Consider the following 19,817-nt stretch of genomic DNA (forward strand, 5'->3'; position numbering starts at 1 on the left):
CATACTGCATGCTGATGCGGTGAAGATGCAGTGAAGAACGGCAGACAGACGGCTTCTTCAATGGTTCTTCATAAGCACGTTCGTACCTTCCAGATATGAAAAGCGTCGTTGTCGCGGCCCTCGCCGCCGTCGTGGGCGGGCTCCTGATCGCAACCGCCGGCTACGCGATTGGTGATAATTCGGGTACGCCCGCCGCCTGGTCCGGGGCTTCGAGCGATCCGACGCCAACCTCCGTCAAGCCCACCACCGCCAAGCCGACGCCCCCGCCCACCACCCCGCCGCCCACGTTTCCGCAGTCGGGCGAGGGAACGTTTCGCAAGGCCAGCGGCAGCGCGAAGCGGGTCGGCACCGGAAAGGTGCTGCGCTACCGGGTCGAGGTGGAGCGGGGCCTGGACGAGGATCCGGAGGAGTTCGCCGAGTGGGTCGACCAGATCCTGGCCGACCCGCGGGGATGGACGGCCGCCGGCCAGTGGGCCTTTCAACGCCCGGCCGCCGGCAGCGTGGACTTCATCGTGCGGCTCTCCACGCCGGACACCGTCGACCGCATCTGCGGCTCGTACGGCCTGGACACCGGCGGCGAGGTCTCCTGCCGTGGCCAGGAGAACGTCATCATCAACATAAAACGGTGGCTCCTGGCGATCCCGGCCTACAACGGCAATGTGGACATGTACCGCCATACGGTGGTCAACCATGAGGTGGGTCACTTCCTGGGCCACAGGCACGCCACCTGCCCCGGAAAGGGCAAACCGGCACCCGTCATGCAGACCCACATCTACGGCATGCACGGTTGCGTTCCCAACGGCTGGCCGTACCCAAATCGAGGCTAGCTGAGGCGGCGGGCAGCGCCTATGCTCCGGAATCGTGTCAAGCGTCGGCGGGGGGCCGGGCGCGGGCCGGCAGGGGCTCGGCGCCCGTATTGTCGCTATTCCACTGCGTTGGCTCGGTTTGAGCGCCGGGGCCGCGGCGCTCGCCGCGTCCGGTCTCTTCGGCGGCTTGGAGCAGGTCAGGAAGCCCGAGATCCCGCCCGCCACGCTCAACGAGCTCAACAAGGGCGAGCCGTGGAACGTGACGGTGACCGGCGGCCGGCTCGTCGGCGAGTTGCCCGGGCTGAGCCTGCAGGACGACGCCAACCACTGGGTCGCGGTGGTGGCCACAGTGGAGGTCACCGCCCCGGAGAGCCGCAACGACATGCGGGAGATCGTCGACATCTCGGGGGTTGACGGCCTGCTCCACCCGGACGAGCCTGACCGCATCCTGGTCGTACGCGACGCGACCCCGGTCGACTACCTCAACCCGGGCATGCCGGAAAAGCTGGCCTTCCTGTGGGAGCAGTCCGGCAGCGTGCCCGTGCCGACCGAGATGCGGGTGACCATCTACCAGAAGACGTACCGGCTCGACACCCTCGGCCGGAGCATGGAGTGGCTCGACCTGGAGCCACGCGCCGAGCTGACGGTGCCCATCGAAGACCGGCGCGAAGCATGAACCCACCCGGCACCGACCCCGAGCAGGTACGCAGCCACCGGGCGCCACCCGGCCCGGTCCAGCGCGCCGGCACCCGGGCGAGCGTCGGCTCCCTGGTCGTCGCGGCGCTGGCGGTCGGCGGGCTGGTCGCCAACTGGCGTCCCGTCGACGGTGCCCGCGCCGACGCCCGCGAACGCCCGTACATCTCCGCCGGCCAGGTCGGCGACTCCGTGTCGGCGCGCTCCTTCGAGGCCAAGGTGCTCGAGGTCCGGGGCGCCAAGGTGGTCGGCTTCCGCGGCACCGGCCACGACACCGACGGCGTCTGGATCCTGGTCCAGGTACGGATCACCGCGACAACCGAGGACACCCTGCTCAACTATGCGGCGCTGGTGGACGACAAGGACCGCGTCTACCGGGCCACGGGCCGGTTCGACCAGCCGTTCACCGCCGGCCGTACGCTCCAGCCCGGCATCCCGGTCGAAGGCGAGATCGCGTTCGAGGTGCCCCGCGACGTGGCCACCTCGCTGCGCATCCGGCTCGCCGCGCCACTGATCGACCAGCGCATGGACGGGATGGCGGAGATCGAGCTGCCGAAGTTCGACACCGCGACCATCGACAAGTGGGCCACCAACCAAGAACCGGTGATCTTCAAGACCCCGGCGGTGGCACCGTGACCCAGCCCCCGCTGTCGCCGTGGGCCCCGCCGCCACCCCCGCCTCCCGAACCGGGCGAGACCGACACCGCAGTCATCCCCGCGGTGCAGCCCGACGAGCCCGTCACCGCCGCGATCCAGCGCCCTGTCGACGCGGACACAGCGGCTCTACCGCAGGTCACAGCCCGCGGCTTTGCACAGTCCCCCACCCCTTTCCCGCCGCCCTCATCTGTCGCCCCTCTGGAGGCACCGACACAGCCGCTGGCCACGACGCCGCCGCCGTTGACGCCCGCGGCGCTGGCCCTGCTCGCCGCCGCCCCCAGTGCTGGCCCGCCGCCAGCACCGCCGCCCCCGACTCCGTCGCCCCCGGTCCCGCTGCCAGCACCGGCCGCCGGCCCGCCATTGTGGACGGCCGCACCGCCGGGCCCTCCCCCATTGGCGCCGCCAGCTGTCCCGCCGCCCGGTCTCGTTGTCCAGCCCGCGGCGGTCCATGCCCCGACCGCCCCGAAGGGCTGGTGGCGCCGGAACCTGTGGGGGTTGCTGGCGCTGGTGCCGGTCCTCGCGCTGGCCATGGGTCCGGGGGTCAAGGAGGGTTTGGACGTCTACAACCGGGTCGACTTCCACGAAGCGGTCAACCCCGGCGCGGATGGCTGGGTCAGCTACTCCGACGCCCGCATCAAGCTCGCCGAGCTGGCCCCCACGACCGACGTCAAAACCTACGGTGGCGAGCCGTTTCCGGTGCCCGCGGGCACGCGGGTCTGGCGCGCCACCATCACGTTCGAGGCGTCCACCACCAAGGCGGTCGGGGGCTGCACGCTCGCACTGGAAGACAAGGACGGCCGCATGTTCGGCCCTAACCCGGACGAGCTGGATGGCGCCCGCGTGGGCTTTCCAGCATGTACACCGGAGGACGACAACGCGCCTTCGCCATGGCAAACGGTGACGTACTTCGTCCTGCCCGAGTCAGCCACGCCGGCCGCCGTCTGGGTCTCCCGCGCGACCTCCATGCCGCGCTACGCCCGCCTCCCCGCTTAGGGATTGGCTAGGGTGCCGCAGTGACTTCTGCACGCGGGATGGACCCGATCGAAGCGATGAATGCGTTTCTCGCCAGGATCACCGCCCACGACCCGGAGCCCGACACCACGGTCATGTCCCTGCAGGTGCAGGTCGGCCGGGCCCGCGAAACACTCCAGCTCAGCGCGCGGGCGGTGCACGCCCTCACCGAGGCGCTGACCCGCTACGTCGACCCGGACGACCACGGCACGTGCGCCAACTGCGGCAAGCCGCTGAGCAAGGACCTCTACTGCCCCGGTTGCGGCCACGTCGACGGCATCTTCGGCCAGACAGTCGCCAACCACGCGGCCACCGTCCTGCGGCAGGCCGATCGCACCGACGCGACCTGAGTAGGGCCACCCAACAGGGGCGCCCTCAAGGCCGCAACATTAGGGACCGGTGCGGACGTCAAGGCAGCGACGAGGCGGGGTAGATCTAGACGAGTTATGGCTGACATCGAGCCCTAACTCGTCTAGATCTACTGCCAGCTTCGACCTGGCTAAGGGGTGGGCCGGGCCTGCACCCGGATGTATCCGACACAACCAGCCGCTGGATCCCGGTCCGCCCACCGGGCCGGTGATGTGTTCGACGGCGGGGCCGACCTACGCCGCGACCGTGGCGAACAGTTGCCCCTGGGCGGGCAACTTCTCGACACAGTCGCCAACTACCCGGCCTTGAGGGCGCCCTACTCGGGGGTGAAGGCGGGGGCGGGGGCGTCGGGAGGTGGTAGCGGTTGGAGGCGGAGGACGCGGTCGACGGCGGCGCCCAACAGGCACGCCAGCAGTACCACGCCGACCGCGTCGTTGAGGAGGGCGAGCGGGCCGGAGATCGGTATCCACACTTCCTCGAGGTCGCGGGGCCCGATGAGGAAGCGCTCCGCCTCCCACATCCAGTCGCGCGCGGTCTGCGCCACCAGGAACGCCACGCAGAAGAAGAGCATCGGGGCCAACCCGGCGCGGGCGATGACGCGGATGCCGTGCACCAGCGGCGTGAACCGCTCCCGTACGTCGGCGGTCACGTTGGTGCCGACGACGCGTACGGGCTTGGGCAGCGCGTTCCATCGCTTGCTCGCCCGTTGCAACAGTTCCGACCCGGACGGCGCGGGCGGGGCGAGCTTGTGGCCGTACACGACCGCGCCGACGGCCAGCCACGCCAGTGGTACGACGATGACGGTGTCGGCGTTGGCGATGGCACCGGCGAGCCACTCGCCGGCGGTCCGTACGGGGTTCGTCAACGGCCCGAGCTTGTCCACTGTGCTGTTCCACGCGTCCTGCACCCAGAGCACCACCCGGCGTTCCATCACCCAGGTGGTCAGCGGGTCGCGGGCGTTGTTGAGCGCGGCCACCGAGACGATGATCCAGATGACCTCGACGTACGCGCCGACGAGTCCGAGCACCCACCAGCGGCGCTTGCCCTGCCACCAGTTCAGCAGCCAGCGCAGGAGCACCGCCACCGCGATCACCGCAACGAGCGTCACGGTGACGTCGAACGGCAGTCGGTCGGCCAGTTCGCGGCGGACCACGCCGGGATCGCTGAAGATGCGGGCATCGCCGAAGGTCGCGTCGGCCCACACGTCGTACACGTACTGGGAGATGTCTTCCTCGAGGTAGCCCCACGACGCGTACACGGCGAGGAACGGCACCAGGGCGCTGGCCAGGTGGTCCATGAGGGTCTTCGGGCGGGCCGGGTCGGTGGCGTCCGGCGCCGTCGCGGCGGCCAGCCAGGGCAGCGACGGGCGGATGACGCGCAGCATCAGCACGAGCGCGACGAGCGTGGCGACCGGGCCGAGGATGACGACCAGCGCCCCGAGTACGCCGTTGAGCTTGCTCGCCCGCACCGCCCCGATGAGGATGAACTCCCGCGCCGCGGCGCCCGCGAAGTAGAGCGCGAACAGCGCCGGCCAGTGCCGCCACAGTAGGCGCAACGCGGTGGCCAGCACGGCGCCGGTCTCGACGACGGCGGCGCTCAGCGTCCGGTAGCGGCGCGGCCGCGGTGGCAGCGGCGGCGCGACCACTCCCCCCATGGCGGTCACGCGGCACAGGCTAACTGTGCTGCCGGGTGCGCCGCCAGTACTGGCGCTTGCCTTCCTCGCGTACCACGATGCCGAGCTTTGCCAACTCCGTACCCAACTCTTTGATGTCGGTCTTGTCGTCCTTGTCCAGCGCTTTCGCGCGGGCCTTGAGCACGGCGGCGGCGCTTCCCGGCAGGTCCGGGTCGTCCGGCACCCAGCGCCGGAAATCGCTCCGGTACGGGTCACCGCCGGTCGCCCAGGGGTAACCGTGCGCGACGAACGCCTCGCGGAGCCGATCGGCGCTCAGGTCGAAGCCCTCCCGGGCAATTTCCTCGGCGTCCCGGCCCTGCAGGACGAGCTTCTTGCCGTCCACGAAGACGGCGGTGACCGCGGCCCGGCCGATCTCCTGGGCCGAGTCGCCGCGCCCCAGCAGCACGCGGTCGCCGGCCACCGTGACGGACAGCGTCTCCTGCGCCCCGATGAACGCGAGCACGAGGCCGGCCAGCCCACCGATGGCGAGGGCGCCGATGGTGGCCTGCGGCTCGGCGTCGGCGACGGAGGCGACGAGGTTGAGCGGTCCTTCGAACGGGACCCACGGCAGCGACGCCAGCCACCCCGCCGCCGCCTGGAGCGCCCACGCGGCGCCGGCGCCGGCGACCGGGAGGCCGCCCCACATCACGGCCGTCGCCCAGGCGGGATCGGAGACGACCGTCTCGTTGTCCATGCGTTCAGCCTGCCAACGCATGGCGGGCACCGCGTCCGCCCGCGGTCTATCCGGGTACGACTTTGGTCGCTGGCCGGCCCGGCGGCCACCGGGCCGGCCAGCCTCAGCTCAGCTCACCGAGCAAGCCGAGCCGTTCAAGGTGAACGCGGTCGGTTTGGCGTTGCTCCCGGTCCAGCTTGCGAGGAAGCCGAACGTCGTCGAGGCGCCGGCCGCGATCGAGCCGTTGTAGCTCACGTTCCGAGCGGTCACGGTCGCCCCGCTCTGGGTGTGTGTGGCGCTCCAGATCTGCGAGATCTGCTGGCCGTTCGCGAACGACCAGACCAGCGTCCAGCCGTTGACGGCGGTGGCGCTGGTGTTCGTGATCTTCACTTCACCCTGGAACCCGCCGGTCCACTGACCGGCGATCGTGTATGTCACCGCACAGCTACCAGCGGGGCTGGACGTGGGCGGAGTGGTCGGGGGCGTGGTGGGTGGGGTCGTCGGCGGCGTCGTGGGAGGCGTCGTCGGCGGGGTGGTTGGCGGCGTTGTAGGTGGCGTTGTCGGCGGCGTTGTCGGCGTGCCGCCGGTGCGGTCCGCGTACAGCACGCCCCGGCCGTTGGTGCCGAGGTAGACGCGGCCGTAGATGCGGGGGTCACCGGCGAGCGCCTCACCCATGTTGCCGTACTGGTGAAGGTCGTCGTTGATCCGCAGCCAGGTCGTGCCGGTGTTGTCCGACCGGTACACGGCCTTGACGCCGTCGACCGTGCCGACCAGGAAGACCGCCTGGTACGACTGCCCGGGCGCCGCCCTGCCGAAGGCGACGTTGACCCCCTCGGTGACGTTCGTCAGCTTGGTGAAGCTCGTGCCGGAGTTGGTCGAGCGGAAGAGCCCGGTGCTGCCGGTCAGCCAGATGTCGCCCTCCCGGCCGGGTACGGCCTTGAACTTGACGCCGGTGGTGGGCAGGCCGGTCGCCGCCGCGGTGAACGTCTGTCCGCCGTTGGTGCTGACGTAGAACGTGCCGTTGCTGACGCCGTAGAACTTCTGCGAGTTGACCCGGTCGGACTCGATGACCGCGTTCGCCGGGATGCCCTGCGACTGCGACCAGCTGTTGCCGAAGCCGACCGAGTAGTGCACCTGGATGCCCGAGTCGCCGGGCGCCCAGACGAACCGGCTGCCGTCCGCAGCCGCGGCGATCGTGCCGCCGGAGTTGATGCCGCCGGGCTCGCCGCCCTGGAACCAGTTGGCCCCACCGTCGGTGGAGAACGCGGCATGGCTGTCGTTGGGCCGGTCCGCGTCGGTGAAGTTGCCGGACCGCACCATCACACTCGGGTTGGTCTCGGCGTAGTCCAGGCTGGTGGTGCTGGTGAAGTACGGCTGCTGGAACATCATCGGCGGTACGGCGTCCAGGTTGGTGTGCCGGAAGCCGCCGATGTCACCGAGGCCGCTGATCAGGGACGCGCCGGACGGCGGGCTGATCAGGTCGAGTACGGCCGTCTCCTCCAGGCCCTTCACCATCGGGCGGATGGTGACCGTGCTGCCGGTGTCCCAGTTCTTCAGGTTGGTGGCGCCGTAGATGGTGGCTCCGGTGCCGTACATGAAGCGGTTGCCGTCGAACGGGTCGATCTCCATGGACTCGGTCATCCAGCCGAGCTTCGGGGTCTCCTCCGGCGGCGACGGGTTGGCGCCCAGCGAAAGCCACGGCGCCGAGCTGATATCCATCGTGTAGCGCTTGGTCCTGTTTGGATAGCCGTTCCAGTCCCAGATCCGGGTCCAGGTCGTGCCGCCGTCGGTGCTGCGGAAGAAGATGACGTCGGGCCACCAGGAAATCTGGGTCGCCACCATGATGGTGTTCGGCGCGGTCCGGTCGATCGTCAGGCCGCTGTACCCGAAGTAGTCGTCGGCGCTGCTCGACGGGATCGGGCTGATCTGCGTCCACGCGCCGGTCGCGGTGTTGTATTTCCACACGTCGCCCTTGGCACCGTCGTACGGGCCGCCGGTGTCGCTGGTGGCGATGTAGAGGAAGCCACCGACCGTGTCCAACACTCCCTTGTGGGCGATGTATCCGGTCGGCTGGCCGGCGACCCGCTCCCACGTCGTACCGCCGTTGGTGGTGCGGTAGACGGTGTTCTGCTTGTCCGCCACGCCGACGTAGATGGTCTGGGTGGTGTTTCCGGCGGTGGCGCTGCGCTTGTCGAACGTCACCCAGACGATGCCCTGGTTGTCACCCTGGTACACGTCGCCGGGTGCGGCCACGTAGTTGCCGGCGTTGGGGAAGTTGGTGACCTTCGCCCAGGTGGCGCCGTAGTCGGTGCTTCGCCACAGGCCGTTGCCGCTCGGCGCGCCCAGGTACAGGACGCTGTTGCGGTTGGGGTCGACCGCCAGCCGCTCGCCCATGCCGCGGCCCGGCATGTTGCCGCCGAGCTTGAACGGCAGCGGCGACTCGGCCCAGGTGTTGCCCTTGTCGGTGGAGCGCAGGATCGCACCGTTGTTGGGGTCCCACGAGTTCGTGTACATGCCCGCGGCCACGTACACCCGGTTGGTCTGCACCGGGTCGGTGGCCAGGCTGACGACGCCGTTGTATCCCCATTGGCTGTAGCCGTACTTGTCCAGCAGCGGGATCCACGACTGGCCGGCCTGGTCCCACCGGTACGCGCCGCCGATGTCGGTACGGGAGTAGATGAGGTTGCGCTCGGTCGGGTTGAAGATGATGCCCGGCACGAACCCGCCGCCATCGATCCGCACGTTCTTCCAGTTGTACGGGTCCGAGGCGGCCGCCGACGCGGTTGTGGTGCTGAGGGCGGCCTGGGCCACGACGGCCACCACGCCGGCGGTCACGACGGTCGCGAGCACGCCGGCAAGACTTCTTCGCATGTAGGGCTCCTAAAGGGAAGCAGGCGCTAGTGAGGTGGTGATGAGGGAAGCTGCCCAGGCTTCCGCGCCGGCTCCGTGGCAGAGATTCACACATGCGACTGTGAGCTGTCAATAGTTTGGCGTGCCAACTAATACGGAGGCAGTGGCGTCCGGCAGGCCGTGTCAGATCTTGCGAAATCCTGCAACAACAAGCATACTCTTGCAAATATCGGCAACTCGAAGGACCAGTAATGACGCTCCTACCCGCGAACACGCCGCGCTCGTTCTACCGCGGTGCGGGCCGCATCCACCGCTTCCGGGGCGTCGCGGCGCCGGAGGACCCGTTCTACCCGGAGGACTGGATCGCCTCCACCACGAGCCGCTTCCAGCAGGCGCCGCTGGGCCTGACCACGCTGCCGGACGGGCAACTCCTGGCCGACGCGATCGCGGAGAGCCCGAAGTGGTGGCTCGGCAAGGAGCACGTGGCCGCCCACGGCGCCGACCCGGCCATCCTGGTGAAGCTGCTCGACGCCGGCCAGCGCCTCCCGCTGCACGTCCACCCCGACCGCCCGTTCGCCACCGACCACCTCGCCTCCCCGTACGGCAAGACGGAGGCGTGGGTCATCGTCGAAGCGGCCCCGGACGCGGTCGTACACCTGGGCTTCGCCCGGGACGTCGAGCCGGAGGAGCTGGCGGACTGGGTCGCGAATCAGCGGGTCGACGCCATGCTGGCCGCCACGAACGCGGTGCCGGTGCGGGCCGGCGACGCGGTGCTCTGCCCGGCCGGCGTGCCACACGCGATCGGCGCGGGCATCCTCCTGGTCGAGGTGCAGGAGCCCACCGACTTCTCGGTGCTCCTGGAGTGGGAAGGGTTCGCCATTGACGGGGCCGCCGCCGGGCACCTCGGCCTCGGCTACGACCTCGCACTGTCCTGCGTGGACCGGGCGGCGTGGACGCCGGACCGCCTGACCGGCCTGCGCGGTACGCGGGCGGGCGATCGCCCCGGCGTACAGCGGCTCTTCACCGAGCTGGCCGACCCGTTCTTCGCGGCCGAACGGCTCCACCCCGACCCGGAGAGCGTGCTGGAGCCGGCGTTCTCGGTCGTCGTGGTGACGTCCGGGTCCGGCGTACTCGAAGCCGAGCACGACGCCCCGCTCGCGGTCCGGGCCGGCGACACGGCCGTCGTGCCGTACGCGGCGGGCCGGTGCGTGCTCCGCGGCCCGGTAGAGGCAGTGCGCTGCAAGCCCGCCACGCCTTGAAACCTCCGCGCGAACATCGAAACACTCAGATGTATGCAGCTTGTATGCCCCGCTGCGACCCTCCTCGATCAGCGGCCGCTGGCCGGCTGGCAGGAGAAGAGGTTCGCCCTGCCCGGCAAGCCCGACCACGCGGCGGCGTTCAAGGTTTGCGTCCAGCGAAGCGGCAAGTACCTTCGCGCCTACATCAGCTGGAAGGAAACCGACGTAGCAGACCTGGCCTTGGGCCAGAAGCGCTACGACCTGTTCACCCTCGGTACTCGGCTGGAGCGCTACGACGGCCACATCGCCTGGAAAAACTGCAACCTGCTGGCCGACATGAACGAAGGCTTCTGGGATGACGGGACGTGCTACACGAGCTGGGTCTACACCACGCTGACCGGCGGCTGGACCGGGGACGGCACCCTCTCCGTCGACATCGACAACGACGGTAAGGGTGGGTTCGTTCGGGAGTTGACGGGCTCGCCGGTCCTGTACTGACGCTGCCGCCACGGGAGTCGGGGGTTTGCCTGTCAGGCGAGACCGGCAGAGCCCCGACTCCCCACCGAGGATCAGCGGCCCTGGAGCGCGTCCAGGCCCACCGCCATCGCGATGACGAGGCGGCGGTCGAGGCGCGGGTCCTGGATGCTGACGACGTACTTGTCGCGCAGGCCCCACTTCTTCACCACCGAGAACGCCGGCTGGCCGTCCTCATACACGAAGTCGAAGTGGTAAGGCAGGAACGACAGCGACTCGACGAAGCGGCGCAGGATCGCCACCAGCTGGCTGCGCTCCTGGCCGGTCGCCGGGGGCATGCCGCCCTGCTCGACGATCCATGTCGAGCGCAGCAGCGACCGCTTGAAGTCCTTGCGGAACAGGCCGATCTGCGCACCGGCCGGGTCGGTCACGTCGTACGTGGCGCCCAGATCCATCACCGAGCGGGCCTTGAAGCCCAACACGGGCTGCTGCTTGGTGTCGTCGGTGTAGAGCGTCACCTGCTCCTTGAAGGCCATGCGCTTCTGCTGCGCGAACGCGACCATCCCGGCCTCGGAGCCGTCCGGCCCGGCCGCGTGCACCTCGTACTGATTCACCATCATGCGGATCCGCTGCCGCACGATGAGCTCCTGCAATCCCTGAATAGTATTCACCCGCGGGAGTGTGCCACATCACTGCACTCGCAGAATTTGGCGTCCTGACTGCACCAGGGCCATCACATCCGCCGATGCCCGCTCCGGCGACCATACGAGGCCGTACGTCATGCGCAGGTCACCGGCGTCCAGCGGCACAAACCGCACGTCGGGCCGGCGTACCGTCTCCACCAGCAGGTGCGGCGCGGCCAGCAGCCCGCGTCCGGCCGCGACCAGGTCGAGCGCCGCCGGCAGGTCGTCGAGGTCGGCCGGGACGGCCGGCGAGCGCAGCCGGGAGGCCAGCGCGTGCCACACACTGCCCGGCGGGCGCAGGCGCGGCAGGAGTACGCCGCACAACTGGTCCAGCCCCAGCCGGGTGGCCGTCGCCAGCCGGCTGGCCGCCGGGACGGCCAAATGCGTCACGGGTACGTGGAACCGAGCCGTCATCGCGTACCCGGTCGGGAAGGGTGTGGTCATGAACGCCGCGGCCGCGTATCCCTGGGTGAGCTCGGCGGTCGCCGCGCTCCACCCGGCCCGGCGCAGCTCCACCTCGATCTCCGGCGAGCGCCGCGCCAACCGGCGGGCGACCCGCGCCGCGAGCGCCCCGACGAGCGGGCAATAAGCCAGCCTGATGGATTCGCTCGCCGGCTCGGCCAGCCGGGCCGCCTCGGCGGTGAAGGCCGCGGCGTGGTCGAGCATCGCCTCGGCGTACGGCAGGAGCACCTTGCCCGCGTCGGACAGCGCCACCTCGCGGCTGCTCCGGTCGAAGAGGCGCAGCCCCAGCGTGCGCTCCAGGCGCGCCACCGCCTGGCTGACCGCCGGCTGTGTCATGCCCAGCGCGGCCGCCGCCCGGGAGAAGCTCAGCCGCTCCGCCACCTGCACGAAGCAGGCGATCTCACGCTGCGGCGGGCCCGGGTCCACACGTCCCAGTATGCCCACCGGGCACATAAGCAGCGGTTATAGACGGCTCGCGGGCTCTTTCTCCGGTGCAGGATGCCCGGGTGCGATCGACAATCCTGGGCTATCCGCGGATCGGCCCGCAGCGGGAACTGAAGAAGGCGCTCGAGGCGTACTGGGACGGGCGGGCCGGCCGCGCGGACCTCGACCGGGTGGGCGCGCAGCTGCGCGCCGCGGCCTGGCAGCGCCTCGCGGCCCTCGGCCTCGACACCCTGCCATCCAACACCTTTTCCGAGTACGACCAGGTGCTGGACACCACGGTCCTGCTCGACGCGGTGCCGGCGCGCTACCGGGCGGCCGCCGACCCGTACTTCGCGATGGCCCGGGGCGCCGACGGGCTCCCGCCGCTGCGCATGACGAAATGGTTCGACACCAACTACCACTACATCGTCCCGGAGATCGGTCCGGACACGGCGTTTCGGCTGGTCGCCGACAAGCCACTGCGCGAGGTACGCGAGGCGCGGGCGCTCGGGTACGCCACCCGGCCGGTGCTGGTCGGACCGGTGACGTTCCTGCTGCTGGCCGACGGCCCGGCCGGCTTCGACCCGCTGGGCCGCCTGGACGACGTGCTCGCCGTGTACGCGGAGCTGCTCGGCGCCCTGAAGCGGGAGGGCGTCGACTGGGTCCAACTCGACGAGCCGGCCCTGGTCACCGGCGCGGGAATCGATGCCGCGCGGCGGGCGTACGGGCGCCTGGGCGGGCTCACCGACCGGCCGCGCCTGCTCGTCGCCTCCTACTTCGGGGAGCTGGGCGACGCGCTGCCGGTGCTGGCCGCCACGGAGGTCGAGGCGATCGCGGTGGACCTGGTCCGCGGCGACCCGGTCGACCCCGCGCTGCTCGGCGGCAAGACGCTCGTGGCCGGCGTGGTGTCCGGACGCGACCCGTGGCGCACCGACATGGACGCCGCGCTGCACACCCTGCGGCGGTACCCGGACGTCGTGGTCAGCACGTCCTGCTCGCTGCTGCACGTGCCGTACGACCTGGATCAGGAGCCCGACCTCGACCCTGAGCTGCGGGCCCGGCTGGCGTTCGCCGACCAGAAGGTGGGCGAGGTGGTGGAGCTGGCCGCGCGCCTGGCCCGGGGCGAGGCCGGGGCGCCGCCGGCGGCCTCGCCAGCGACTCCCGTCGTTGGGTCCACATGGGACAGTCGGGCGCCGTATCGGTTCCGCGCCGCGGCGCAGGCGGCCCGGCTTGGGCTGCCCGAGCTGCCGGTCACCACGATCGGTTCCTTCCCGCAGACCGGTGAGCTGCGCGCCGCCCGGGCCGCGCTCACCGCCGGGCGGCTGTCCGAGCCGGAGTACGAGCGCCGGATCGAGGCCGAGATCGAACGGGTGATCCGGCTGCAGGAGCGGCTCGGCATCGACGTACTGGTGCACGGCGAGCCGGAGCGCAACGACATGGTGCAGTACTTCGCCGAGCACCTGGACGGCTTCGCCACCACCCGCCACGGCTGGGTCCAGTCGTACGGCTCGCGGTGCACCCGCCCGCCCATCCTGCACGGCGACGTGAGCCGCCCGGCGCCCATCACCGTGCGCTGGACCGGTACGCCCAGTCGCTGACTGACCGGCCGGTCAAGGGCATGCTCACCGGACCGGTCACGATCGTGGCGTGGTCGTTCGTCCGGCGGGGCATCCCGCTGCGCGACGTCGTGGCCCAGGTCGCCGAGGCGGTACGCGACGAGGTGCGCGACCTCGCGTCGGCGGGCACCTCGATCATCCAGGTCGACGAGCCGGCCCTGCGCGAACTCCTGCCGCTACGCCGCGAACGGCAGGACGAGTATCTACAGTGGGCGGTCGCCGCGTACCGGCACGCGACCTCCAGCGCCGGCGACACCGCGCAGATCCACACCCACCTGTGCTACTCGAACGCCGACGAGGTCATCGCCGCCATCGACGGTCTCGACGCGGACGTGACGACGATCGAGTCCGCGCGCTCGGGCGGGCGCGTCCTCGGCGAGCTGGACGGCTTCGCCCGCGGCCTCGGCCCCGGCGTGTACGACATCCACTCGCCCCGCGTCCCGGCCGTCGACGAGGTTGTGGACATGCTGGAGGCCGTGCTGAAGGTCGTGCCCGGCGACCGGCTGTGGGTCAACCCCGACTGCGGCCTCAAGACGCGTGGCTACGGCGAGGTCTCGGCCGCGCTCGCCCATCTGGTCGAGGCCGCGCAAACAATCAGGGAGTCCACCCCGCGACCGCTTCGAGCAGCCGATTGACATCTGATTCGTTGTTGTAATGCACCAGTCCGGCGCGCACCGCGCTACCCGCGTCCCGGATCCCGAGCGCGCCGGTGAGTTCCCAGGCGTAGTTGTGTCCATTCCACACGTTGACCCGCCGCTGCGCGAGGTGGGCGGCGACCTCGCCCGGCGTACGGCCGGCGACCGTGAAATACACCGTCGCGGTGCGCCGTGCAGGCTTGCCGTACGTCGTCACATGCGCCATCGACTCCAGCCCGCTCAGCAGGGTGCCGAAGAGCGCGCGCTCGTGCTCCTCGGCGGCGGCGAGGGACACGAGCAGCCGCTCCCGCCGGGTGCCGGTGACCGCGCCGGCCAGCCCCGCCAGGTGCTCGACCGCGGCGACCACCCCGGCGAAGTCGGCGAACGGCGACGTACCGGTCTCGAAGCGCGCCGGGACGGTGTCCGGTGACGACGCGAGCTTGTCGGGGCGGAGCGTCTCCAGCAGCCCGGGATCGGCGACGACTGCGCCGATGTGCGGACCCGACCACTTGTAGGCGCTGGTCGCGTAGAAGTCCGCGCCCAGCGCGACCATGTCCGTCGGGCCGTGCGCGCTCGCGTGCACCCCGTCGACGTAGCTCAACGCGCCGGCGGCCCGCGCCTTCGCCGTGATGGCGGCGACGTCCGGGCGGGTGCCCAGCACGTTGCTCGCCGCGGTCACCGCCACCAGCCGGGTACGCGGGCCGAGCAGCGCGTCGTACTGCTCCACCCCCAGCTCCCCGGTCGCCGTGTCGGCCTCGGCCCAGCGCACCGTCGCCCCGGCGCGGTCGGCGGCCTGGACCCACGGCCGCACGTTCGCGTCGTGGTCGAGCCGGGAGACGACCACCTCGTCGCCCGGACCCCAGTCCCGCCCGATCGCGTACGCCAACCGGTACGTCAGGGTGGTCATGTTGGGCCCGAGGATCACGCCGTCCGGCTGCCCGCCGACGAGGTCCGCGACCGCGGCACGGCACTCGGCGACGATGCCGTCCGAGCGGTGGCTGGCTGGGAACGCCCCGCCGACGTTGCCGATCCCCCGCCGGTACGCCTCCGCGATCGCGTCGATGACCGGCTGCGGCACCTGGGTACCGGCCGCGCCGTCCAGGTAGGCGTAGCCGTCCGCGAGCGCCGGATAGGCCGCGCGGACCGCGTGTACGTCGAAGGGCATGCGCCCAGTCTTCCTCACCGCGCCCGTCGCGGCCGCATGACCAGCGCCGCGACGTGGTACGTGCACGGCGTCGGGCCCGCGTTGGCGTACCCGTGGACGGCGTCGGCGGCGAAGTAGACCGAGTCACCCGCGTGCAGCTCGACGGCCCGGTCGCCGACGGTCAGCAGCAGCGTCCCGGACTCGACCACGACGTACTCGTGGGAGCCGGCCGCGTAGGCCGGGAAGTCGCCGGCGTCGCAGCCCACCGGCAGGGTGGACCGGATCCACTCGAAGTTCACGCCCGGCACGACCGGGCTCAGGATCACCCGCCGCCAGCCGCCGGGCTCGTCCACCGCGTCCTGATCGGCCGCGCGCCGCACGATGACCCGGTCCCGGTCCGGCTCCGCGACCAGCGCCGCCAGGGGTACGCCCAGCCCGTCGGCGATGCGGGCGAGCACGACGACGGTGGGCGCCTTCTGACCGCGTTCCACCGAGGAGAGCATGCTCACGCTCACCGACGCCGTGCCGGCCAGCGCATGGAGGGTGAGCGCCCGGTCGAGCCGCAACGCCTGGATCCGCCGGCCGAGCTCAACAAGATCCAGCATTTCGCTATAATAACGACCGTGTCCGCTATAGAGAAATCAGTCCGGTCGGCCACGGCCGCCGACATGGCTGCGATTGCCTCGATCTACGCCCACTACGTCGCCCACACCGTGGCCACGTTCGACGAGGTCGCGCCCACCGCGGACGACTGGCGGCGCAAGCGCGACGACCTGACCGGGCGCGGCCTGCCGTTCCTGGTGGCGCTCGCCGGGGACGAGGTCGCCGGGTTCGCGTACGCCGGCCCGTTCCGGCCCAAGCCCGCGTACCGGCACACCGTCGAGGACACCATCTACCTCGCCCCCGCGTACACCGGAAAGGGCCTGGGCAGCACGTTGCTGGAGGCCGTGCTCGCCGGCTGCGCCGAGGCGGGCGCCCGGCAGGTGGTGGCCGTCATCGCGGACACCGGCAGCGACGCGTCCGCCGCCCTGCACCGCCGCTTCGGCTTCGCCGAAGCCGGCCGCCTGGTCAACGTGGGCTACAAACACGCCCGCTGGATCGACACCCTCCTCATGCAACGCCCCTCTAACGCCCACCCCGCGCCCGCCCGCGCCCAGCGCGGCCCCCGCCGATCAAGGCTTTCCCCGCCGATCAAGGGCATACGGTCGTGGTTTGATCTCCAATCCACGACCGTATGCCCTTGGTCGACGCAAAAGTCCTTGATCGGCGGGGGCCGGGCTGGGGCTGGGGGAAAAATCTCGGGGCCGTGTCGAATGTGGGCCACCTTGTGCGACGCCCTGGTAGAGGCTGGCCACATCGGGCACAGCCCAGCAGACCGAGGAGCGGAACGATGACGAAGATCACGACCGGGGCCACGATGTCGCTGGACGGCTACATCGCCGACGCCAACCACGGCGGCTTCGAGTACCTCTTCCAGTGGTACACCGCGGGCGACGTCGAGGTCCCCACGGGCTTCCCGGACATGACGTTCCGGGTATCGCCGGCCAGCGCCAAGCACCTGCACGAGCTGCAGGAGCAGCTCGGCGTGCTGGTCTGCGGGCGCAGGCTGTACGACATCACGAACGGCTGGGGCGGTCGCCACCCGATGGACAAGCCGGTCGTGGTCCTCTCGCACAGCGTGCCGGAGGGCAAGCCGCAGGAGGACGAGAACTTCGTGTTCGTCTCCGCGGGCATCCACGCCGCGATTGACAAGGCCAAGCAGATCGCCGGTGGCAAGGACGTCGGAGTGAACGGCGGCACGATCGCCCAGCAGTGCCTGGACGCCGGCCTGCTGGACGAGGTCGCCGTCGACCTCGTGCCGGTGATCCTCGGCAGCGGTATCCCGTTCTTCGGGCAGTTGGAGAACGCGCCCGTGCAGCTCGAAGGCCCGATCTCCGTCGTGGAGGGCATCGGCGTCACGCACCTGAACTACAAGGTCGTACCGAAGAAATAGACTGCCGTCATGGACCTGGAGGAGGGACCGACGCGCCCGCTCACGATCGCCGGGGTGGCGAAGGCGGCGGGCGTGTCGGTGCCGACGGTGTCCCGGGTGCTCAACGGCGAGGCCGACGTGTCGGCCGCGACCCGGGCGCGGATCGAGGCGGTCATCCGGGCGAGTGGATACCGCCGGCACGACCGCGTGCACCACGCCGGCCTGCTGGAGCTGGTGTTTCACGAGCTGTTGGGGCCGTGGGCCATGCCGACGATCCGCGGCGTCGAGCAGGTGGCCGCCGACCACGAGCTGTCGGTCGTCCTGTCCGAGCTGCGCGGCCGGCACACGCCGGAGGGCGACTGGATGCGGCAGGTGCTCGCCCGCCAGCCGGCCGGCGTCATCTCGGTCTTCGCGCAGTTGACCGCGGAGCAGCGAAACCAGCTCCGCGCTCGCAACATCGCCGTGGTGGCGGTCGACCCCACCGAGGAGCCGAGCGAGCCCACGCCGTCCGTCTCCGCCACCAACCGGCTCGGCGGGCGGGCCGCGACCGAGCACCTCCTCGAGCTCGGACACCGGCGGATCGCCATGATCGGCGGCCCGGAGCGCATCTGGTGCTGCCGCGAGCGGCAGGCCGGCCACGATGAGGCACTGTCCGCGGCCGGCATCCCGGCCGACCCCACCCTTGTCCGGTACGGCCACCTGATCGTCGAGGACGGCTACCGGCACGCTGCCGACCTGCTCCGGCTGCCCGACCCGCCGACGGCTGTGTTCGCCGCCAACGACCTCCAGGCGATGGGCGTCTACCAGGCGGCCCGCGAGGCGCGCGTGCGGATACCGGAAGACCTGAGTGTGGTCGGGTTCGACGACGTGCCGGTGGCGGGGTGGCTGGGCCCCGCGCTCACCACCATCCGGCAGCCGTTGACCGACATGGGAGCGACCGCCGCGACGATGGTGCTCGCGCTGGTCGCCGGCGAGCCCACCGAGCCGCGCGTCGAGCTGCCCACCACCCTGGTGGTGCGGGGCAGCACCTGCCCCGCACCACCGCCCGACGCTACGGGCTTGAGCAGGTGACGCTCGCCGGTACGGCGTTGGTGCCGTTCCACGAGCCGAGGAAGCCGAACGACGTACTCCCGCTGGCCGGGATCGAGCCGTTGTAGCTGGCGTTCCGGACCGTCACGGCGGACCCGCTGCTGGTCACCACGCCGTTCCACAGGTTGGTGACCGTCTGTCCATTGGCGAACGTCCAGCGCACCGTCCAGCCGTTCACCGCGGACGTGCCGGTGTTCCGGACCGTCACGGTCGCCTGGAAGCCGCCCTGCCACTGACTGACCACTTGGTACGTGGCGCTACAGCCGCCGGGGTTCGGGGCCGCCGTGGTCGGCGGCGCCGACGTGGGAGTGGTGGTTCCGGCGAGCGCGTCGTGGATCGCCGTGTACGCCGGCTTCTTGTTGAGGTTCTCGTCGTACGGCAGCGCGGCGCCCTGCCCGGGGAAGACCGACGGGATCCACGAGTACTTGTCGGTGTAGTCCCACACGGTGATCCCGACGCACCGGGTCACCGCGAGGCAGGCGTTGACCACGGTGCGGTAGTCGTTCGCCTGCTGGGTGTCCTTGGTGGTGTCGCGGGGCAGGTTCATCCGGATGTCCAGCTCGGTGATCGCCACGTCGACGCCGAGGGCGGCGAAGCGCTGGATGTTCTGCTGGACGCTGCTCGGCACCTGGCCGATGATCAGGTGCGCCTGCATGCCCACGCCGTCGATCGGCACGCCCTGCTGCTTGAACGACTGGACGAGGTTGTAGACGGCGTCGCTCTTCGCGCCCAGCCCTTCGATGTTGTAGTCGTTGTAGTAAAGCTTGGCGGTCGGGTCGGCGGCCCGCGCGGCCCGGAACGCCTCGGCGATGTAGCTGTCCCCGATGTTGCGCTGGAAGACAGACTGGCGCCGGGTGCCGTTCTCCTCGAACGCCTCGTTGACCACGTCCCAGTGGATGACCTGGCCGTTGAAGTGGCCGGCGACGTTGGAGATGTGGTTGCGCATGACGCCGAGGAGCTGGCTGGCCGGCACGCTGTCGACCCAGCCGGGGTACTGGCTGTGCCAGACCAGCGTGTGCCCGCGGACGGACTGGTTGTTCGCGCGGGCCAGGTTGACGATGGTGTCGGCCTGGCCGTAGCTGAACTGACCCTGGGTGGGCTCGGTGTACTGCCACTTCATCGTGTTGCCGACGGTGATCTGGTTGAACTCGCTGCCCAGGATCGACACGTACGGCGCGTCGGACAGCTCCGGATTGTCCGTCGCCGAGCCGAAGTACTTGCCGCGGGCGGCGGCGTGCTGCCCGAGCGTCGTGGACGCGTCGGCGAGGGTGGGCACAGCCACCGCGACGCCGAGGGCGAGGAGTGCGGCCGCCCCAAGGGTGAGCGGCCTACGGATGCGGGATGTCACGGC

Annotated in this window: 18 protein-coding genes and 1 pseudogene; 11 read left to right on the forward strand and 8 right to left on the reverse strand. The window is 70.8% G+C overall.

Going from position 1 to position 19,817, the window contains the following annotated elements; translation table 11 throughout:
* Positions 1-95: 95 nt before the first annotated feature.
* The 5 genes from Prum_RS18265 to Prum_RS18285 all read left to right on the forward strand — a co-directional run bounded on the left by Prum_RS18265 (position 96) and on the right by Prum_RS18285 (position 3,516).
* Positions 96-827, forward strand: a complete 732-nt coding sequence (locus Prum_RS18265) for a DUF3152 domain-containing protein (protein WP_173077644.1) — start codon at positions 96-98, stop codon at positions 825-827.
* A gap of 118 nt (positions 828-945) precedes the next feature.
* Positions 946-1,482: a hypothetical protein gene (locus Prum_RS18270; protein WP_173077645.1), complete on the forward strand. Its 537-nt coding sequence runs from the start codon at positions 946-948 to the stop codon at positions 1,480-1,482.
* Positions 1,479-2,135 (forward strand): DUF4352 domain-containing protein, encoded by a 657-nt coding sequence (locus Prum_RS18275; protein ID WP_173077646.1) that lies wholly within the window; start codon positions 1,479-1,481, stop codon positions 2,133-2,135. The genes Prum_RS18270 and Prum_RS18275 overlap by 4 nt, the downstream gene beginning before the upstream one ends.
* Positions 2,132-3,148: a hypothetical protein gene (locus tag Prum_RS53850; protein ID WP_178132654.1), complete on the forward strand. Its 1,017-nt coding sequence runs from the start codon at positions 2,132-2,134 to the stop codon at positions 3,146-3,148. Before Prum_RS18275 ends, Prum_RS53850 begins: the two co-directional genes overlap by 4 nt.
* Before the next feature lie 20 nt (positions 3,149-3,168).
* Positions 3,169-3,516: a hypothetical protein gene (locus tag Prum_RS18285; protein ID WP_173077647.1), complete on the forward strand. Its 348-nt coding sequence runs from the start codon at positions 3,169-3,171 to the stop codon at positions 3,514-3,516.
* Between the two features lie 335 nt (positions 3,517-3,851).
* Here Prum_RS18285 and Prum_RS18290 read toward each other — a convergent pair whose 3' ends face one another.
* From Prum_RS18290 to Prum_RS18300, 3 genes are all read right to left on the reverse strand, one after another.
* Positions 3,852-5,198, reverse strand: a complete 1,347-nt coding sequence (locus tag Prum_RS18290) for a hypothetical protein (RefSeq protein WP_173077648.1) — start codon at positions 5,196-5,198, stop codon at positions 3,852-3,854.
* A gap of 10 nt (positions 5,199-5,208) precedes the next feature.
* Positions 5,209-5,901, reverse strand: coding sequence for a YqeB family protein (locus Prum_RS18295; protein ID WP_173077649.1), 693 nt, complete (start codon positions 5,899-5,901; stop codon positions 5,209-5,211).
* 108 nt (positions 5,902-6,009) lie between these two features.
* Positions 6,010-8,751 carry a cellulose binding domain-containing protein gene (locus Prum_RS18300; RefSeq protein WP_173077650.1) on the reverse strand — a complete coding sequence of 914 codons (2,742 nt, stop codon included), beginning with the start codon at positions 8,749-8,751 and terminating at the stop codon, positions 6,010-6,012.
* 230 nt (positions 8,752-8,981) lie between these two features.
* Between Prum_RS18300 and Prum_RS18305 the strand changes: the two genes are divergently transcribed.
* Both Prum_RS18305 and Prum_RS18310 read left to right on the forward strand, forming a co-directional pair.
* Positions 8,982-9,989: a class I mannose-6-phosphate isomerase gene (locus Prum_RS18305; RefSeq protein ID WP_173077651.1), complete on the forward strand. Its 1,008-nt coding sequence runs from the start codon at positions 8,982-8,984 to the stop codon at positions 9,987-9,989.
* A 33-nt stretch (positions 9,990-10,022) separates the two neighbouring features.
* On the forward strand, positions 10,023-10,466 hold the full coding sequence (locus tag Prum_RS18310) for a hypothetical protein (RefSeq protein WP_173077652.1): 444 nt from the start codon (positions 10,023-10,025) through the stop codon (positions 10,464-10,466).
* Between the two features lie 71 nt (positions 10,467-10,537).
* On the opposite strand, the gene Prum_RS18315 is transcribed toward Prum_RS18310, so the two are convergent.
* Together Prum_RS18315 and Prum_RS18320 are read right to left on the reverse strand one after the other, a co-directional pair.
* Positions 10,538-11,062: an LURP-one-related family protein gene (locus Prum_RS18315; RefSeq protein WP_173083855.1), complete on the reverse strand. Its 525-nt coding sequence runs from the start codon at positions 11,060-11,062 to the stop codon at positions 10,538-10,540.
* 69 nt (positions 11,063-11,131) lie between these two features.
* Positions 11,132-12,013 (reverse strand): LysR family transcriptional regulator, encoded by an 882-nt coding sequence (locus Prum_RS18320; RefSeq protein ID WP_218577281.1) that lies wholly within the window; start codon positions 12,011-12,013, stop codon positions 11,132-11,134.
* Positions 12,014-12,093: 80 nt separating this feature from the next.
* Here Prum_RS18320 and metE point away from each other — a divergent pair.
* Positions 12,094-14,261 (forward strand): annotated as a pseudogene (gene metE, locus Prum_RS18325) (5-methyltetrahydropteroyltriglutamate--homocysteine S-methyltransferase).
* Here metE and Prum_RS18330 read toward each other — a convergent pair.
* Together Prum_RS18330 and Prum_RS18335 are read right to left on the reverse strand one after the other, a co-directional pair.
* Positions 14,221-15,426 (reverse strand): cysteine desulfurase-like protein, encoded by a 1,206-nt coding sequence (locus Prum_RS18330; RefSeq protein WP_173077654.1) that lies wholly within the window; start codon positions 15,424-15,426, stop codon positions 14,221-14,223. The pseudogene metE and the gene Prum_RS18330 overlap by 41 nt on opposite strands.
* 14 nt (positions 15,427-15,440) lie before the next feature.
* Entirely contained in the window at positions 15,441-16,010 is a 570-nt protein-coding gene (locus Prum_RS18335) for a helix-turn-helix domain-containing protein (RefSeq protein WP_173077655.1), read from the reverse strand.
* On the opposite strand from Prum_RS18335, the gene Prum_RS18340 reads away from it, so the two are divergent.
* Genes Prum_RS18340 through Prum_RS18350 form a run of 3 tightly spaced genes read left to right on the forward strand, consistent with a single transcriptional unit; the run spans position 15,942 to position 18,448 of the window.
* Positions 15,942-16,799 carry a GNAT family N-acetyltransferase gene (locus tag Prum_RS18340; RefSeq protein WP_281368936.1) on the forward strand — a complete coding sequence of 286 codons (858 nt, stop codon included), beginning with the start codon at positions 15,942-15,944 and terminating at the stop codon, positions 16,797-16,799. The two genes, Prum_RS18335 and Prum_RS18340, sit on opposite strands and share 69 nt — an antisense overlap.
* The gene (locus Prum_RS18345; RefSeq protein ID WP_173077657.1) at positions 16,796-17,398 is read left to right on the forward strand and encodes a dihydrofolate reductase family protein; all 603 of its coding nucleotides are present in this window, start codon (positions 16,796-16,798) and stop codon (positions 17,396-17,398) included. Before Prum_RS18340 ends, Prum_RS18345 begins: the two co-directional genes overlap by 4 nt.
* Positions 17,399-17,407: 9 nt before the next feature.
* Complete coding sequence (locus Prum_RS18350; RefSeq protein WP_173077658.1) at positions 17,408-18,448, forward strand: LacI family DNA-binding transcriptional regulator; 1,041 nt, start codon at positions 17,408-17,410, stop codon at positions 18,446-18,448.
* Here the strand turns inward: Prum_RS18350 and Prum_RS18355 are convergent.
* Positions 18,429-19,814, reverse strand: coding sequence for a glycoside hydrolase family 10 protein (locus Prum_RS18355; protein ID WP_173077659.1), 1,386 nt, complete (start codon positions 19,812-19,814; stop codon positions 18,429-18,431). The two genes, Prum_RS18350 and Prum_RS18355, sit on opposite strands and share 20 nt — an antisense overlap.
* Positions 19,815-19,817 lie beyond the last annotated feature (3 nt).

It is taken from the genome of Phytohabitans rumicis, assembly GCF_011764445.1.
Lineage (GTDB): Bacteria > Actinomycetota > Actinomycetes > Mycobacteriales > Micromonosporaceae > Phytohabitans > Phytohabitans rumicis.

Excerpts from the sequence above, each read along its gene's own strand:
- Prum_RS18265 (WP_173077644.1), top strand. The coding sequence starts at position 96 with ATGAAAAGCGTCGTTGTCGCGGCCCTCGCCGCCGTCGTGGGCGGGCTC.
- Prum_RS18275 (WP_173077646.1), top strand. The coding sequence starts at position 1,479 with ATGAACCCACCCGGCACCGACCCCGAGCAGGTACGCAGCCACCGGGCG.
- Prum_RS18295 (WP_173077649.1), bottom strand. The coding sequence starts at position 5,901 with ATGGACAACGAGACGGTCGTCTCCGATCCCGCCTGGGCGACGGCCGTG.
- Prum_RS18300 (WP_173077650.1), bottom strand. The coding sequence starts at position 8,751 with ATGCGAAGAAGTCTTGCCGGCGTGCTCGCGACCGTCGTGACCGCCGGC.
- Prum_RS18305 (WP_173077651.1), top strand. The coding sequence starts at position 8,982 with ATGACGCTCCTACCCGCGAACACGCCGCGCTCGTTCTACCGCGGTGCG.
- Prum_RS18310 (WP_173077652.1), top strand. The coding sequence starts at position 10,023 with ATGCAGCTTGTATGCCCCGCTGCGACCCTCCTCGATCAGCGGCCGCTG.
- Prum_RS18315 (WP_173083855.1), bottom strand. The coding sequence starts at position 11,062 with ATGATGGTGAATCAGTACGAGGTGCACGCGGCCGGGCCGGACGGCTCC.
- Prum_RS18330 (WP_173077654.1), bottom strand. The coding sequence starts at position 15,426 with ATGCCCTTCGACGTACACGCGGTCCGCGCGGCCTATCCGGCGCTCGCG.
- Prum_RS18340 (WP_281368936.1), top strand. The coding sequence starts at position 15,942 with ATGGAGGGTGAGCGCCCGGTCGAGCCGCAACGCCTGGATCCGCCGGCC.
- Prum_RS18335 (WP_173077655.1), bottom strand. The coding sequence starts at position 16,010 with ATGCTGGATCTTGTTGAGCTCGGCCGGCGGATCCAGGCGTTGCGGCTC.
- Prum_RS18345 (WP_173077657.1), top strand. The coding sequence starts at position 16,796 with ATGACGAAGATCACGACCGGGGCCACGATGTCGCTGGACGGCTACATC.
- Prum_RS18350 (WP_173077658.1), top strand. The coding sequence starts at position 17,408 with ATGGACCTGGAGGAGGGACCGACGCGCCCGCTCACGATCGCCGGGGTG.